This window comes from Micromonospora sp. NPDC051227 (genome assembly GCF_044455385.1).
GTDB lineage: Bacteria > Actinomycetota > Actinomycetes > Mycobacteriales > Micromonosporaceae > Micromonospora.
In genome coordinates this window covers 416,600-431,928 of the sequence record NZ_JBITET010000005.1, presented here as the reverse complement: position 1 = coordinate 431,928, position 15,329 = coordinate 416,600, and the positions used below count along the sequence as shown (strand labels likewise).

General features: G+C 71.0%; 16 protein-coding genes. 9 read left to right on the top strand and 7 right to left on the bottom strand.

From position 1 onward, the window contains the following. Positions 1-939 (top strand): type I glutamate--ammonia ligase (glnA, locus tag ACIA47_RS16860; RefSeq protein ID WP_396708777.1); only part of this gene is annotated, 939 nt, incomplete at its 5' end. 106 nt (positions 940-1,045) lie between these two features. On the opposite strand, the gene ACIA47_RS16855 is transcribed toward glnA, so the two are convergent. Beyond that, positions 1,046-1,585 (bottom strand): ATP-binding protein, encoded by a 540-nt coding sequence (locus tag ACIA47_RS16855; protein WP_396708775.1) that lies wholly within the window; start codon positions 1,583-1,585, stop codon positions 1,046-1,048. Between the two features lie 192 nt (positions 1,586-1,777). On the opposite strand from ACIA47_RS16855, the gene ACIA47_RS16850 reads away from it, so the two are divergent. From ACIA47_RS16850 to ACIA47_RS16830, 5 genes are all read left to right on the top strand, one after another. Further along, positions 1,778-3,067: a PP2C family protein-serine/threonine phosphatase gene (locus tag ACIA47_RS16850; protein WP_396708773.1), complete on the top strand. Its 1,290-nt coding sequence runs from the start codon at positions 1,778-1,780 to the stop codon at positions 3,065-3,067. Positions 3,068-3,490: 423 nt separating this feature from the next. Continuing rightward, the gene (locus ACIA47_RS16845) at positions 3,491-4,639 is read left to right on the top strand and encodes a zinc-dependent alcohol dehydrogenase (RefSeq protein WP_396708771.1); all 1,149 of its coding nucleotides are present in this window, start codon (positions 3,491-3,493) and stop codon (positions 4,637-4,639) included. Between the two features lie 18 nt (positions 4,640-4,657). Then, positions 4,658-5,233, top strand: coding sequence for a hypothetical protein (locus ACIA47_RS16840; protein ID WP_203126630.1), 576 nt, complete (start codon positions 4,658-4,660; stop codon positions 5,231-5,233). A gap of 137 nt (positions 5,234-5,370) precedes the next feature. Continuing rightward, complete coding sequence (locus ACIA47_RS16835) at positions 5,371-5,592, top strand: hypothetical protein (RefSeq protein WP_396708769.1); 222 nt, start codon at positions 5,371-5,373, stop codon at positions 5,590-5,592. Positions 5,593-5,630: 38 nt separating this feature from the next. Further along, a complete protein-coding gene (locus ACIA47_RS16830) occupies positions 5,631-6,236 on the top strand; it encodes a VWA domain-containing protein (RefSeq protein ID WP_396708767.1) in 606 nt (201 codons plus the stop codon). 94 nt (positions 6,237-6,330) lie between these two features. Here ACIA47_RS16830 and ACIA47_RS16825 read toward each other — a convergent pair whose 3' ends face one another. Genes ACIA47_RS16825 through ACIA47_RS16815 form a run of 3 tightly spaced genes read right to left on the bottom strand, consistent with a single transcriptional unit; the run spans position 6,331 to position 8,611 of the window. Then, entirely contained in the window at positions 6,331-7,347 is a 1,017-nt protein-coding gene (locus tag ACIA47_RS16825) for a hypothetical protein (RefSeq protein ID WP_396708765.1), read from the bottom strand. Continuing rightward, positions 7,344-8,225 carry an ABC transporter ATP-binding protein gene (locus ACIA47_RS16820; RefSeq protein WP_396708763.1) on the bottom strand — a complete coding sequence of 294 codons (882 nt, stop codon included), beginning with the start codon at positions 8,223-8,225 and terminating at the stop codon, positions 7,344-7,346. The genes ACIA47_RS16825 and ACIA47_RS16820 overlap by 4 nt, the downstream gene beginning before the upstream one ends. Then, positions 8,222-8,611 carry a GntR family transcriptional regulator gene (locus tag ACIA47_RS16815; protein WP_112583335.1) on the bottom strand — a complete coding sequence of 130 codons (390 nt, stop codon included), beginning with the start codon at positions 8,609-8,611 and terminating at the stop codon, positions 8,222-8,224. The genes ACIA47_RS16820 and ACIA47_RS16815 overlap by 4 nt, the downstream gene beginning before the upstream one ends. A 316-nt stretch (positions 8,612-8,927) precedes the next feature. Between ACIA47_RS16815 and ACIA47_RS16810 the strand changes: the two genes are divergently transcribed. The 3 genes from ACIA47_RS16810 (at position 8,928) to ACIA47_RS16800 (ending at position 11,601) form a co-directional block, all read left to right on the top strand. Further along, positions 8,928-10,088, top strand: a complete 1,161-nt coding sequence (locus ACIA47_RS16810) for a hypothetical protein (RefSeq protein ID WP_396708761.1) — start codon at positions 8,928-8,930, stop codon at positions 10,086-10,088. Between the two features lie 200 nt (positions 10,089-10,288). Further along, a complete protein-coding gene (locus tag ACIA47_RS16805; protein WP_203126620.1) occupies positions 10,289-10,897 on the top strand; it encodes a response regulator transcription factor in 609 nt (202 codons plus the stop codon). A gap of 119 nt (positions 10,898-11,016) precedes the next feature. Further along, on the top strand, positions 11,017-11,601 hold the full coding sequence (locus ACIA47_RS16800; protein WP_203126619.1) for a response regulator transcription factor: 585 nt from the start codon (positions 11,017-11,019) through the stop codon (positions 11,599-11,601). Between the two features lie 28 nt (positions 11,602-11,629). Here the strand turns inward: ACIA47_RS16800 and ACIA47_RS16795 are convergent, their stop codons facing one another. From ACIA47_RS16795 to ACIA47_RS16785, 3 genes are all read right to left on the bottom strand, one after another. Next, a complete protein-coding gene (locus ACIA47_RS16795) occupies positions 11,630-13,408 on the bottom strand; it encodes an ATP-binding cassette domain-containing protein (protein ID WP_396708759.1) in 1,779 nt (592 codons plus the stop codon). Further along, positions 13,405-15,132: an ABC transporter ATP-binding protein gene (locus ACIA47_RS16790; protein WP_396708757.1), complete on the bottom strand. Its 1,728-nt coding sequence runs from the start codon at positions 15,130-15,132 to the stop codon at positions 13,405-13,407. Before ACIA47_RS16790 ends, ACIA47_RS16795 begins: the two co-directional genes overlap by 4 nt. A 72-nt stretch (positions 15,133-15,204) precedes the next feature. Next, positions 15,205-15,324, bottom strand: a complete 120-nt coding sequence (locus tag ACIA47_RS16785) for a SapB/AmfS family lanthipeptide (RefSeq protein WP_013734295.1) — start codon at positions 15,322-15,324, stop codon at positions 15,205-15,207. Positions 15,325-15,329: the final 5 nt, after the last annotated feature.

Here is a 15,329-nt window from a genome sequence, read left to right as displayed (position 1 = left end):
ACCGGCCGCGAAGAGCCCGGCGGCAACCGCGGCTACAAAACCGCCTACAAGGGCGGCTACTTCCCCGTCCCGCCGGTCGACCACTACGCCGACCTGCGTGACTCGATCGTGCGCCGCCTGGTCGACACCGGCTTCAACGTCGAACGCTCACACCACGAGGTCGGCACCGCCGGCCAGTCCGAGATCAACTACCGGTTCTCCACCCTGCTGCACGCCGGCGACCAACTCCAGCTGTTCAAGTACATCGTGAAGAACGAGGCCTGGGCCAACGGCAAGACCGCCACGTTCATGCCCAAGCCCCTGTTCGGCGACAACGGCTCCGGCATGCACACCCACCAGAGCCTCTGGCTCAACGGCGAACCGCTGTTCTACGACGAGACCGGCTACGCCGGCCTGTCCGACATGGCCCGCTGGTACATCGGCGGCCTACTGCACCACGCCCCATCACTGCTGGCCTTCACCAACCCCACGATCAACTCCTACCGCCGCCTCGTGCCCGGCTTCGAAGCACCGGTCAACCTGGTCTACTCCCAGCGCAACCGCTCCGCCTGCACCCGCATCCCGGTCACCGGCGCGAACCCCAAGGCCAAGCGCGTCGAGTTCCGCGTCCCCGACCCGTCAGCCAACGTCTACCTGGCCTTCTCCGCCATGATGATGGCCGGCCTCGACGGCATCAAGAGCAAGATCGAACCACCGACGCCGATCGACAAGGACCTCTACGACCTCCCGCCGGAGGAATGGGGCGACGTCAAGCAGGTCCCCGGCTCCTTGGCGCAGGCGTTGGACTCCCTGGCTCACGACCACGACTACCTGCTCGCGGGTGGCGTCTTCTCCAGGGATCTGATCTCCACCTGGGTCGACTGGAAGCGCGCCAACGAGGTCGAGCCCATGGCGCTACGCCCGACCCCGCACGAGTTCGCCCTCTATTTCGACTGCTGAACTCGACGTACGGCAGGTCGCCGTGCCGCGCCAGCGCCGACGAGACCGTTACGAGCAGTTCCCCGACGAGGTCTCCGCCGGTCGCGCGCCGCGGCCCGCAGGTCGATCAGCTGTCCGTACGGTCGTCCCCGCTGGGGCACACATCCCTACGCGGATCTTCACGGTCGGCTGGCCGATCTTCTCGGTCGACAGCGGTCGCGCGGGTGACGGCTATCCGAGTGCCGCGGGCGCGCGCCGCGATGCGGATGGTGGTGCCTGCGGGTCCGCTGTCGACGAGGAGGTAGTCGGCCATCTGCCCGACCACCCACAGGCCCATTCCTCCCGTGTCGGACAGGGGCGGTCGCTTGGTGGGCGGGACGTAGCGAGCGATGTTGAAGCCACACCCCTGGTCGCTGACTTCACAGGTGAGCCGGCGGTCCAGGAGCAGGCGTAGGTCACCTCTGCCGCCCCCGTGCCGAACCACGTTGATCATCAGTTCGTTGACCGCGATGACCCAGTTCTCGATCTCGTCGTGGTCGAGGCCGCACCGGCGACTGACGGCCTCAACCTCGTGCCGGACGCGGTTGAGGTCGGCGAGGGTGAATGCCGTCGAGAGCAGGGCTTTCCTGGCGGTGAGGGCATGGTGGTCGTGCGGCGGGTTCACCATTTGTTCCCCTCCCTGTCGGACGTGACGCCGGTGACTTGCCGGTGGCTGGGGGTGGGCAGCTTCCCGGAACGGGTTCACCAGTCGACCGTTGCATCAATGTGACATGGGAAGGTACCCCACGTCGGGGGCACGACACTGTTGATCTCGCTCCTGACGTGCCGTCGGCGGTGTGCCGGCGTCTAGGCTGCCTGAGTGGCTGATGCCGAGGTGGTGACGAACGAGGAGCGACTGCGACGTGTGGAGGCGATCACCGATGCTGCCCTGTCGGGGCTGAACGTCGCCGAGTTGCTCGACGAGCTGCTTGAACGGGTCCGGGACCTGCTCAAGGTCGACACCGCCACCATCCTCCTGCTGGACGACCACACCGGCGAGCTCGTCGCGACAGCGGCCAAGGGCCTGGAGGAGGAAGTGCGCCGCGGGTTCCGCATCCGGGTCGGACGCGGCTTCGCCGGACGAGTGGCGGCGACACGCGCGCCGGTCACGATCCATGGCGTCACGCCCGACGACGTGGTCAATCCCATCCTGCTCGCCACGGGCATACGTGCCCTGCTCGGTGTGCCCATGCTCGCCAACGGCAACCTCGTCGGCGTACTACACGTGGGCTCCCTGGCCCTGCGGCGGTTCGGCCCTGAAGACGTGAAGCTGTTGCAGCTCGTTGCCGACCGTGCCAGCCTCGCAGGTCAGGCTCGCGCGCAGGTCCTCGACCGACAGGCGGCGCTGGCCCTGCAACACAGCCTGCTACCCGGCCGGTTACCCGACCTCCCCGGCCTGGACCTGGCCGCCCGGTATGTGCCCGGCCACGACCTGGGCATCGGCGGCGACTGGTACGACGTCTTCACGTTGCCCTCGGGCTGGCTGGGCGCCGTCATCGGTGATGTCTCCGGCCACGGTCTGCCCTCCGCCGTCGTCATGGGACGAATCCGCAGCGCGCTACGCGCCTACGCGCTCGATTCCGACGATCCCGCCTCGGCGCTGACCTCCCTCGACCGCAAGATCCACCACTTCGAAGCGGGCACTCTCACCACCGCCGTCTACGCCCTGATCGCGCCCGACCGCACGACGGTGCACCTCTCCTCCGCAGGCCACCTGCCACCGCTGCTGGCTGTACCCGGCCACCCCACCCAGCCTGTCAACCTGCCGGTGGACCGACCCCTCGGTGTGGGCCGACCTGTAACCAGTCGGCGCACCACCGTCCTGGACCTACCGCCGGGCGCGGCGCTCGTCTTCTACACCGACGGACTGGTCGAACGTCGCAACGAGCTGATCGACACCGGCATCGAGCGCCTCGCCGACGCGGTGCAGTCAGGGCCAGCCGAGGCGTTGTGCGACCACGTCATGGTCACCACCGCGGAGGAGCACCCTAACGACGACATCGCCCTGCTGGTCATCCGCCGCCAACCACCATCGGATGAAGCCGGCTGGGGCAGCACCTCGACCGACACGGTCGTACGGGCGGGTCCCAATCTCCGCGGGCAGGAGTGACGTTCAACAGCGCGGCCGGAGCCAACGTGCTCGTGAAAGCGCGCATCGGGTCGGCTGGCCGTGCTGGGCGCGAACGACACGGTCCGGCGACTCCTGCGGACCACTGGGCTCAGCCGGCTGCTCGGATGATGCTCGATGGCGAAGCCACCGTATTCACCGCCGGGATCCCGACGGGAAGTACGCGGCGCCCTCGCGGATGCTCGGGCCGGTCTCGCCGAAACCCCACCGGAGCGGGTCGCCAGCCGCCCGCGCACCTGCATCAATGGCATGCAAGCTGCGGTGGGTGTCGCCCATCCCGGCAGGCTGAGTCGCCGCTCAACCCAGCTCCGGTTTGTCGGCAAGAGACAGGGGTACCAATTCCGCAGCGCTTCGGACGGGCCCGGGGCGACACATCCGCCAGCCCTCTGCTCCGGGAGGCAGTCAATGCGAGCAATGGTCTACCGCGGTCCGTACCGCCTGCGGGTGGAGGAGAAGGACCGTCCCGCCATCGAGCATCCCAACGACGCGATCATCAAGGTGACGCGTGCGGCGATCTGCGGGTCTGACCTGCACCTCTATCACGGAATGATGCCCGACACCCGAGTCGGGATGACCTTCGGTCACGAGTTCGTCGGCGTGGTCGACGAGGTGGGCCCGTCGGTGCGCAACGTCCAGCCGGGTGACCGGGTCATGGTTCCCTTCAACGTCTACTGCGGGTCGTGCTTCTTCTGCGCCCGGGGGCTGTTCAGCAACTGTCACAACGTCAACCCCAACGCCACAGCCGTCGGCGGCATCTACGGCTACTCACACACCTGCGGCGGCTACGACGGCGGTCAGGCCGAGTACGTCCGGGTGCCCTTCGCCGACATCGGCCCGAGTCAGATCCCCGAGTGGATGGACGACGACGACGCCGTCCTGCTCACCGACGCGCTCGCCACCGGTTACTTCGGCGCGCAGCTCGGTGACATCGTCGAGGGTGACGTGGTCGTGGTCTTCGGTGCCGGACCCGTCGGTCTGTACGCCGCGAAGTCGGCCTGGCTGATGGGCGCCGGCCGGGTCATCGTCATCGACCACCTCGACTACCGGCTGGAGAAGGCGGCGTCCTTCGCCCACGCCGAGACCTACAACTTCGGCGAGTACGACGACATCGTCGTACACCTGAAGAAGATCACCGACCACCTGGGCGCCGACGTGGCCATCGACGCCGTCGGAGCCGAGGCGGACGGCAACCTCCTCCAGCACGTCACTGCCACGAAGCTGAAGCTGCAGGGCGGCTCCCCGGTCGCCCTCAACTGGGCGATCGACTCGGTACGCAAGGGCGGCAACGTCTCGGTGATGGGCGCGTACGGGCCGATGTTCAGCGCGGTCAAGTTCGGCGACGCGCTGAACAAGGGCCTGACCCTGCGGATGAACCAGTGCCCGGTCAAGCGGCAGTGGCCACGCCTGTTCGAGCACATCCGCAACGGCTACCTCAAGCCCAGCGACATCGTGACCCACCGGATTCCGCTGGAACACATCGCCGAGGCGTACCACATCTTCTCCGCAAAGCTCGACGGCTGCATCAAGCCGCTGATCGTTCCGAACCCCGCCTGACCCGATCGGGAGCCCGACATGGCCTACACAGCAGACAAGCCGAAACTGGCTGAGTCCAGCGACGAGCTGCGCGCCCGGATCCCCGGCTGGGGTGTCGACCTCGACCCGAAGGACCGACCCTCGGTGCCGCAGGAGCGGTTCGACCCGACCCTCAACGGTGCGCACTGGGAGTTCCCCGAGCGGCAGCCTGAGAAGTGGCCGAGGGAGAGGTCGATCGAGCACAAGTTCCTCACCCCGGTCTTCGGCACCTCGTGCCCGCCCAGGGGGCTGTCCGGGATGATCCGCCGGTACTCCTACCGCAGGTACAGCGAGGGACGTGCCGCCCACTGGCTGCTCCTGCTCGCCGCCGACCGGGTGGACGTGATCGAGGGCACCTTCGCTTCGTTCCTGACCCGCCATCCCGACAACCCGATCACCGAGACCGGCGTCCTGAGCGAATTCACCCACCGCGGGCTTTCGTCACGGCTGGACGGCAAGCGGGTCGACCGCGTACACCACCCGCTCGATCCGGTCCTCGTCGCCGCACCCTGGGTGCTGGCCGCGGGGGTCGCCTATCTGGCCCTCCGCCGGGTCGCCGGCCGCACAAGGAAGTAGGTCGGCAACGTCCCCGGCGGGCGGGCGTTCTTCGACCTCGATCCATGGTCGAACGTCCTCGGTCGTCGGCGGCCGACATGGCACGATGGCCGTGCCCTGCGCCGCCGGTGGCCGGGCACGACACTGATGGAGTCGGGATGTCAGAGCTGGCCGGCCCGCCGGTGCCAGGGTTGGCGAAACTGTGGACGCACGACCCGGTCACCGCCGGCCCATATCGCCTGGTCGGGCGGTTGGGCGCGGGTGGGCAGGGGGTCGTCTATCTCGGCGAGGACGACGCCGCCTCGGCTTCCGGGACCATGAGCGCCGCGCCTCGGCGGAGCTGCTCGCCAGCGTCGGCGCCGAGCCCACCGGCGGGCTGAACTACTTCGAGCCGCCGGACCCGGAGGTGGTCGGAGCGATGCTGGACGGCTGGCGCACGCTCCGCAAGAAGGCCAACATCCTGATCGCCCTGGACACCTCGGGGTCCATGCTCGCGAAGGTCGGCACCCGTACCCGTTTCCAGGTCGCCTCGGCGGCGGCGGGCAAGGGCCTCGCCCTGCTGAACACCGAAGACCGGGTGGGGCTCTGGTCGTTCTCCTCGGAGACCGAGCAGCGGCCAAAGAGCCCCTACCGGGAGGAGGTCCCTCTCGGCGGGTTCGACCAGAAGCGGATCAACAGCAAGATCGCCGGCCTGCAGGTCGCGGGCGGCACCGCGCTCTACGCGACGGTCCGGGCCGCACACCGAGAACTGCTCGACCGGTACGACCCGCAGCGGATCAACGCGATCGTCGTGTTGTCCGACGGCAAGAACGAGTACAGCCGGGACAACGACCTGGCCCGGTTGCTCTCCGAGGTCGCCCTGGACCCGCGGCGTCCGGTGAAGGTGTTCTGCATCGCCTTCGACCGGGAGTCGGACTTCGCCACCCTGGACCGGATCGCGAAGGCATCGTCGGGCAAGGCCTTCGACGCCACCGATCCCGCCAAGATCGACGAGGCGTTCGTGAAGCTGGTCAGCAGCTTCTGACACTCTCGTCCCGCACTGAGGCGTCGCGGCCGATAGCCATCGGCCGACAGACCGGGTGGGGCAGGCGCTCCGCCTGCCCCCATCGGCTGTGCCGTCAGACCAGTCGGCGGCGGACCCACCAGAGGGAGAACAGGGACAGCACGACGGTCACCGCGATCAGCACGCCGAACTCCCGCCATTGCAGGTCCCAGAACTTCGAGCTGGGCACGTAGCTCACCTTCAGGCTGAGGTTCTGCTTCCTTAGCCAACTCTGGCACGCCTCGCGCCCACCGAGCGCCCTCGGCCCGCACTGGGTCATGTCGGCCGGACCAGTGAACTCCGCTCCGGTCGAGGTGATCGTGGTGCTCGACACGATCCAGTCACCCCTGCGGTCGGGCTGGGCATGGACCGTCATCCGCCCGGTGTCGGAGCTCATCGAGATCCCGTAATCACCGTCGAACTGCAGAGGGCTGACCGTGGTGACGGGCTGAGCCAGCCAGGGGCGCACCACGAACGGCGCGGCGATCTGGAGGCTGACCACCACCAGCAGGGTCACCGCCATCGCGGCGAGGGTCCGCCGCAGCAGCAGCCCGGTGGCGACACCCACCACGAAGGCCAGCGTCGCGTAGCCAACCGGCACAATTCCCCGGGCCGCGAACACCAGCGGGTTCATCCGGTCCGCCGAGGCCCCGTCGATGGGCTGCGCCCACTCGGTCAGCACCAGGCTGAGCAGGCCGGCACCGAGCGCGGCGGCAGCGCCACCGACCGCCAGCTTGACCAGCAGCCAGCGGCCGCGGCTGACAGATTGGCTGAAGACCATGCGGTACGTGCCGGACTCCAACTCCCGGGCCACCAGGGGCGCGCCCCAGAAGATGCCCACGAGGGCGGGCAGCAGGTACAGGGCCCCGATGGCGGCGATATGGAACTCACTGGCCCAACCCGGTTGCAGGGCCTGGAGGAACGCCTCGCCGGCGGCACGACAGGTGTCGCCCTGGCAGCCGGTGTATCCGGTCTGCGCGGCCAACTCCGTCACCTCTGCCCAGGTCAGCGCGAGACCGCCCAGGAGCACCAGCAACAGGGTGCCGGTAGCCAGGGCCGGGGTCCGGAACTGCCGCCAGGTCATCCAGATCATCGCTGTCCCTCCAGAACCCGATCCGGCCCGTCGCCGGCGGCACCGCTCATGTACGCCAGCACGATGTCCTCCAGGTCCAGCCGGTCGACCTGCCACGTCGGGTCGACGATCGGCGCGGTGCTGCGCACCACCAGGGTCGACTGCACCTCGGTGTGACTCTGCTCGACCAGGGCTCGCCCGGCGCCCAGGTCGGCGGTGTCGCGCCGCCGCCCGACCAGGCGGTGGTGGGTGGCGAGCAGGTCGTCCACGTCACCGGCCACCCGCACCCGAGAGGCGACCAGCACAATCAGGTAGTCGCAGACCCGTTCCAGGTCGGCGACCAGGTGCGAGGACATCACGATGCTCATGCCCTGCTCGGCGGTCAGCTCCATCAGACCCTGCAGGAAGTTGCGCCGGGCGAGCGGGTCCAGTGCCGCCACCGGCTCGTCGAGCAGCAGCAGACTGGGGCGCTTCGCCGCGGCGACGGTCAGGGCCAGTTGGGCGCGCTGGCCTCCGGAGAGCTTGCCCGCCTTCTGTGCCGGGTCCAGGCCGACCTGGGCGATCCGCCGCTTGGCGAGCGCAGCGTCCCAGGACGGGTTGAGGTGCGCGCCCATCCGCAGGTGGTCGGCGACGCTCAGGTTGGCATAGACCGGGGTGTCCTGTGCGACGAACCCGACCCGCGGCGACCCGCTGACCGGCCGCGCGCCGAGCACCTCGATCCGCCCCGCGGTCGGATCGAGCAGCCCACAGGCCAGTTGCAGCAGCGTGGACTTACCGGCGCCGTTCGGCCCGACCAGGCCGACGACGTGGCCGGCTGGAATGTCCAGAGTGCAGTCCTTCAGTGCGGGGCGCCGTCCGTAGCGCTTGGTCAGACCGTCCGCGATCAGGGCGCTAGTCATCCTCGGGCCTCCGAAAATGCCCGAAAGCTGCTGAGGAAGAGCGCCTCGATGCTCTCGTCGTCCAGGCCCGCCTCCCGTGCCTCGGTCAGCCAGCGGGCCAGGCCCTGCCGCAGCGGCTCGTGCTTGCTCAGCGAGTCGCCGACCAGCGTGCGGGTGACGAACGTGCCCAGCCCGGGCCGGGCCGTGACCAGGCCCTCGTACTCCAACTCGCGGTACGCCTTGGACACCGTGTTCGGGTTGATGGCTACCCGGGCCACCACCTCCTTGACGGTTGGCAGCTTGTCGCCTTCGTTCAGGACTCCGAGCCGGAGCGCGTGCCGTACCTGTCGGATGAGCTGCATGTACGGCGCGACCCCGGATCGTGCGTCCAGGTGGAACTCGATCACCTCGCCACCCCATTCTACTAGTTAACTAGCACAATAGGGCCGCAGAGGTTCTGTCCGCTAGCGAATGACGTCACCTGTCTGCACGGAACATCCGGTCGAGCAATTGCCTGATCGAGCTCGTCTGGTCCTCAAGTGGGTTGAGGCAGGGACGCGAGACCGACTGCAGAACCTCGACGTTGCGTCGGTCGGCGTCGGCGTCGACACCCGCGTGACAGCAGTCAAGCACCAGGAACGAGGCGGCAGGCATCAACGGATGCGACTGCGTGAGCGCACCGCTACGATGGGTCAGCAATCCAGAGGGAAGGGGTCGTGCCGCGTGCCAAGTCCCGTCACCGAGACCGCGCCGGCGTCTGCGCCGGACCGGTCCGCGCCGCCTGCGGCCGGCCGGCTGCGCAGGCTCGCCCGGCGGCTGGTGCTGCTCGCGGCCGCCGTCGGGGCCGGTTTCGTCATGGCCGCCCTGTTGCAGGGGCCAGCCGCCGCCGACGGGATGCGCAGCGGGTCCGGTGACGAGCCTCAGCGGAAGATCGGTGGTCTGGTCGAATCGGTCGCGCGGCTCACGATCGCCGAGCGCCCCAACCAGGACCGTCAACGAGCTGCGGCGTCCGACAACCGCCGCGACGACAAGCCCCGCGCCCCGCTGGGAGTGCCCACCGGTGGGCTGGCCGCCCCCCGCGAGGCTCCACCCGCGACAAAGCCTCGGCCGTCGGCGGGTGCGTCGAGGCTCGGCGCATCCGTCCCACCCGACGCGGCGGAGCGCGAAAGGCTCCGACCGGCTCCCGTGGCCCGCGCGGCTCATCGTTCGGCTCACCGGACGGACCTGTCGTGGCCGGCCGCCGACCCACCGCGACAGCCGGCCACCGCCACCGCCGACCCCGACCTGTCGGCGGTGGGTACGCCGGCCGAGTCAACCGTGGTCGGCCTGATCACCGCCCCGCTGCCGTACGTCGTCGACATCGTGGGCACGGTGCCGATCAGGCCCGTCGTCATGGGGCTCCTCCGGGTTGCCGATGCCGTTCTACCACCCCCTCCCTGCCCCGTGGTCGTTCCGGCGGCGGCACCTCCACTGCCGGCTCCCCCAGCGCTCGGGCTGGCCGCCGTGCCGGTGACCGAACCGGCTCCCGTACCGACAGTTCCGACGCCACCGGCAGGTCCGGCGCTGACCCTCGTACGCGTCGCAGCGCCGCCGGCCCCGGCCGCGCCACCGCCGATGTCCTTCGTCGGCCCCGCGCGGGCCACGGCCCCGACGGGGCGCCTCGCCGCACGCCCGGCACCGTTGGCCGCGCCGGGTTTGCTTTCTGGCGAGCCCGTCGCACCCGCCGACCAGGAAGCCGCCGTCGTCGAGAAGGGATCGACGTCGGCACCGGGCCTGGTCCGGCCGCTCGACCGGCAGTCGCACCTCGGTGCCGGGCAACGTTGCGATCTCGTGCCGCTTCTGGTCGAGAGTCAAACTCCATCTGCGATCGCCCGCCCGGGCTGAGGCGGGTCGACCGACCCGGTGGCTGGCCCGAGCGGCCGGCATGTCCCACCCGCTGGTCGGTCGATCAGTGCCCGCGCCCGTCCGCCGCGACGATGCCGCGGGCCGATGCCCACCCGTCTGTAGCGCACGACGCCCTGACCAACCCGTGGACGTTCCGGGATCGGTGGCCGTCGTGGCGCGTACCGGAGATCGGAGAAAACGTGGTGATCCACGTTGTTGTCGCCGAGGACATGGGTTTGCTCCGCGGGGCGCTCTGCGCCGCGCTGTCACGCGAGGAGGACATGGAGGTGGTCGCCGACGTCGAGGGTGTCGGTGAACTGATGACGGTGGTCCGGCGGTGCCGACCACAGGTGGTGGTGCTGGCACTGACACCGGAGCTGCCCGACCCGGTGGAGGTGGTCGCCCGGATCGACGTCGAGGCGCCGCACGCCGCTGTGCTGGCGATGAGCCCGCGGTGGAGTCCGTCGTTGGTGGAGGCGGCGCTGGCAGCCGGCGCGCGCGGCCTGGTCGGGAAGGACAGTTCGCTGGCCGAGTTGGTGCGCGCGATCCGCGCGCTCGCGGCCGGGGAGAGAGCGATCGACCCGGCCGCGGCGATCGCGGTGCTGAGTCCCCCGGAGATGCCGTTGACGCCTCGGGAGATGGACGTGCTGCGGATGGCAGCCGAGGGTCTGCCCCTGAAGGAGATCGCCGTCCGCCTTTACCTGGCACACGGGACGGTGCGCAATCACCTGTCGGTGATTCTGCGCAAGACCGGGGCCCGCAACCGGTTGGAGGCGGTGTCGCGCGCGCGGCGTAACGGCTGGCTGTGACCGTCGGGGCGGGTCCGGTGACGTTTCCCGGACCCGCTCCCGTCACCGTGCAGCCCCACCGGAGGCGTGTTTGAATGTTGACGTTGTGTGATCACCATCGCAGTGCGGGAAGGTTCATCGTGATCCGTACCCTGCTCGCCTTGGACGGTGCCCTGGTTCTGGGCGCGCTGTCGTTCGTCCTCACCGCCGAGGAGGACATCCGTGTCGTGGCGGAGGTGGATCGCAGCGACGCGGTCTCCGCGGCCGTCCACGCTCAACGCCCCGACGTGGTGGTGGCCGACCTCGATCTCGTCGAGCAAGTCGATCCCGACCGCCTCGGCCGGTGCCCCGTCCTGGTGCTGGCCCACCCGCATCGGGCCCGGCGGCTGCGAGGCATGCTCTGCCCGACCAGGGCGGTCGGCATCCTGCGCAGTGACGCCGCCCCCCAGCGGGTCATCGACGGGATCCGCCGGCTCGCCCGACGGGAGCCCGTGCTCGACGCGGATCTCGTCGTCGCGGCGCTGCACTCGGACGGCCCACTGACGAGCCGCGAGACGGAGGTGTTGAGGCTGACGGCAGCGGGTGCACCGGTCGCGGAGGTGGCGGTGTCGCTCGGGCTCACCCGTGGCACCGTCCGCAACCATCTCGGGCGGATCGCCCGCAAGGTGGGCGCGCGTACCCGGGTGGAGGCCGTGCGGATGGCCGGCGAGGCGGGCTGGATCTGAAGGGCGCCGTCGGCGCGGCTGCGCGGGTTCAGGCCTGGGGTGCCGACGCCGCCGGGGACGACACCACCGAGTCGTCCCAGCAACCGACGAGCACCCGGTAGGTGGCCGAGCGGGCCAACAACTGTTCGTGCGTCCCCATCACGGGCTCGTCGCCGTCGAGGACCAGCACCCGTCCGGCGCGCAGCGCGGAACTGATCCGGTGCGCGACCACCACGAGGGTGCCGGGCCGCCGGGCGAAGGCGGCCTCGACCGTCGCTTCAAGCACCGGGTCCAGGTGGCAGGTCGCCTCGTCGAGAACCACCAGCGGGGCGGGTGCCAGCCAGGCCCGGACCGCCGCGATGAGCTGCCGCTCGCCGGCGGAGAGCAGGGCCGGCGCGACCGGCGCGCCCAGGCCGCCCAGGCGGGTCGCCAGAGGACGCGCGCCGAGCGCGTCGAGGGCGACCTCCAGCGTGTCATCGTCGGCATCCGGTCGGAGGTAGCGGAGGTTGTCGGCGAGACTGCCGGTGAAGACGTACGCCTCCTGGGGTACCAGCACTCGCATCCGGGCGAGAACGGCCGGCTCCACCTCGGCGACCCTCGTGCCGGCCAGGTGGACCGTGCCTGCCTGCGGCGGCACCAGACCGGCCATCAGGGCGGCCAGTGTGGACTTGCCCGCACCGCTCGGGCCCACCACGGCGAGATGGTCCCGGTCGGCCAGTGTCAGCGAGAAGTTCTGCAGGACGGGCCGGGCGCGCGGGCCGTAGCCGAAGGTCAGTCCCCGGACCTCGATGGCTGGTGGGCGATCGGCAGGACCGGCGGGTGGTCGGCGGCGGGGCATCCGGACGGCGAGGGCTGACGGGCGCCGGTCGTCGGAGACCGGATAGGTGCGAAGGATGTTCTCCAGGGTGACCGCGTAGCGGAGTCCGCCGCCGCCGAGGCCCTGAACCAGGGTGTGCAGGGCGGGTTGCAGCCCGGTGGAGACGTAGATCAGCGCGCCCAGCACCGCGCCGGCGGTGAGACCACGCTCGACCAGCCACGGGGCGGTCACCATCAGCACCAGCAGTGGCAGCCAGCCGCCGATGCCGAGGCTGAGGCTGCGGATCGCCGCCATCCGGGCGAGCATGCGTTCGGCGGTGGCCTGCGCCGACACCCAGCGTGCCACCTCCGCCGTCACGCGCGTCTGTGCGCCGCAGGCCAGCACGTCGCGGTGACCGGCCAGCGCGGTCGCCGCCGACTGGCCGAGCTGTTCACCGGCCCGGACGTAGGCGCGCTGGTGCGTGACCATCGCCGGCAGCGCGGCGACAAACACGACCAGACCGGCGACCAGCGGCGCGACCGCCAGCACCGCCACCACCGGCGCCAGGGCGAGCAGGCCGAGCACTGCCGCGCCAGCGGAGAAGAGGAAACCGCGGGTCACCATCAGCAGACCGGCGAAGGTGTCGCGGACGATCTCCATCTGGTGGGTCAGCCGGGTCACGGCTGCGCTGTCCGGGCGGCCACCCGCAGTGGTGGCGTCGCGTAGCGCGCCCCGAATCACCTGAGCGGCCACCTCGTCGCGGAACGGCTCGACCACGGCGCCGAGGCTTCGGTACGTCCGACCGGTGGCCGCCGCGCCGACCAGTACGGCCACGGCGAGGACCCCCAACCAGGCCAGGCCGTTGAGCAGACGTCCGGCCAGAAATCCCTCGTCGACGGCGCGAGCGACCAGGTAGCCGGCGAGCAGCGCGGGCAGCGACTCGACGAGCGACCAGCCGCCGAGCCCGGCGAGTTCCCGCCGACGGGCCCGCAGCGCCCGCCAGGTCACCCGGCGTACGCCGGGACGGCTCACGACCCACCGCCGGCCGGCTGGAAGACGGCACGGTAGTCCGGGTCGGCCCACAGTTGCCGGTGCGGTGCCAGGCCGCGCAGCCGGCCGCCGTCCAGCCAGGCGACGAGGTCGGCCGCCGAGGCCGCCGCGGTCCGATGGGTGACCACCAGTCGGGTACGCCCCCCGGCGCGCCCGAGAACCGCCTCGGTGATCCGGTGTTCGGTCGCGGTGTCGAGGCTGGACGTCGCGTCGTCCAGGATGAGCAGCCGTTCGGCGGCGAACGCGCGGGCCAGGCCGAGGCGTTGGGTCTCGCCCCCGGAGAGCGGTGTGTCCACCAGCGGGGTGCGGTAACCGCCGGGCAGCCGGTCGATCACGTCGGCGACCGCCGCCATCCGGGCCGCCCGCAGAACCGCCGGGGTGGCCGGGCTCCGATCGGCCGGCGGTGCCGCCGTGTCGATCGGCAGCGCCAAGCCGATCGCGTCGTGGACGGTCGCGCCGATCAGCACCGGCCGGTCGAAGGCGTAGCCGACGGCCCGGCGCAGTGCCACCGCGTCGAGGTCCCGCAGCGGCACCCCGTCCAGTCGCACCTCACCGCGGTCGGGGTCGTACAGCCGTCCCGCCACGGCCGCCAGTGTCGACTTGCCGGCACCGGACGCTCCGACGACGGCCACGGTCGCGCCGGCCGGCACGTCCAGGTCGACACCGTCCAGGATGGGCCGGCCGTCGTCGGCGTGCACGCACACCCCGCGCAGTCGCAGGGCGCCGCCGCCGGGTGGAAGGGGCCGATCGCCTGCCGGCGTGGCGGGCTGCGTCAGCAGCTCGGCGACCCGGTGTGCTCCCGCGCGGCTGCGGACCAGGTGGTTCAGGGTGGCGAGGACCGCACCGAGCCCGGCGCCCATTGCCGCGTACCGGACCGCGGCGACCAGTTCACCCGGTGTGAGCCAGCCTGCGGTCAGGGCGTACCCGCCGACCGCGATGACGCTCAGGTTCAGCAGCGGCGCCACGGCCGAGGTGCGCGCACTCGCCCGGGCCAGCAGTCCCCAGGTACGCCGGCCGTGCCGGTCCAGCTCCGGTAGGTCCGCCAGCACCCGGTCCTCCTCGCGGCGGGTGGTGCCGGCGGCGGCGATGGTCCGGGCACCGGTCAGCGACTCCAACAGTCGGCCGGCGATGGTGCCGAGCACCCGTTGGTATCCGGCGGTCGCGGTCGAGGCGTCGGCCACGAAGGCGCGCATGAGGACGGCGAGCAGGCCGAGACCGGCGAGCAGGGTGAGACCGAGGACCGGTTCCATGATGGCGAGCGCGACGACGCTGCCCAGCGGCGGAAGCACCGCCACGATGGCCAGGACCACGGCGTTGCCGGCCTGTCCCGCGTCGGCGGCCTGGCCGACCAACCGGCCGACGAGATCACCCACCGGGTGCCCGCGGGTGGCGCGGACGTCCACGGCGAACAGGTGACGCAGGAGCCGTCGGCGCAGCGCGGCGGTGGCGCGCGCCGCACCGAAGCCGCTGGCCAGGTCCGTCAGGGTGTCGACGCAGATGAGGACGACGACCAGTGCGCAGGCGGACACCGCCCACCAGGCGGAGCCGCCGTCGAGGGCGGCGTCGACGGCGCGGCCGAGGGCCGCGGGTAGCAACAGTTCGGCGGCCGCGCCGAGCAGCGCGACCGCCGCGAGTCCGGCGGTCCAGCCGCCGCCCGCCAGGACCGTCTGCCGCAGCAGCCTGTCCCCCACGGCGAACGTCGGCATCGGTCCTCCCGTTGGTACGCGGTTGCCCTGGGTGGGCACGTCTACCCACCCAGGGCCCCACGTGTGCGTGGATCAGTTGCAGGTCGTGACGGAGAGCGAGCTGTCGCCGCAGAGCAGCAGGCTCGCCCGGCTACCGCCACCGGTGCGGTCGGCCGGAGCCATCTCCAGGCCCTGGAGGTCCAGAAGTGCCATGTCGT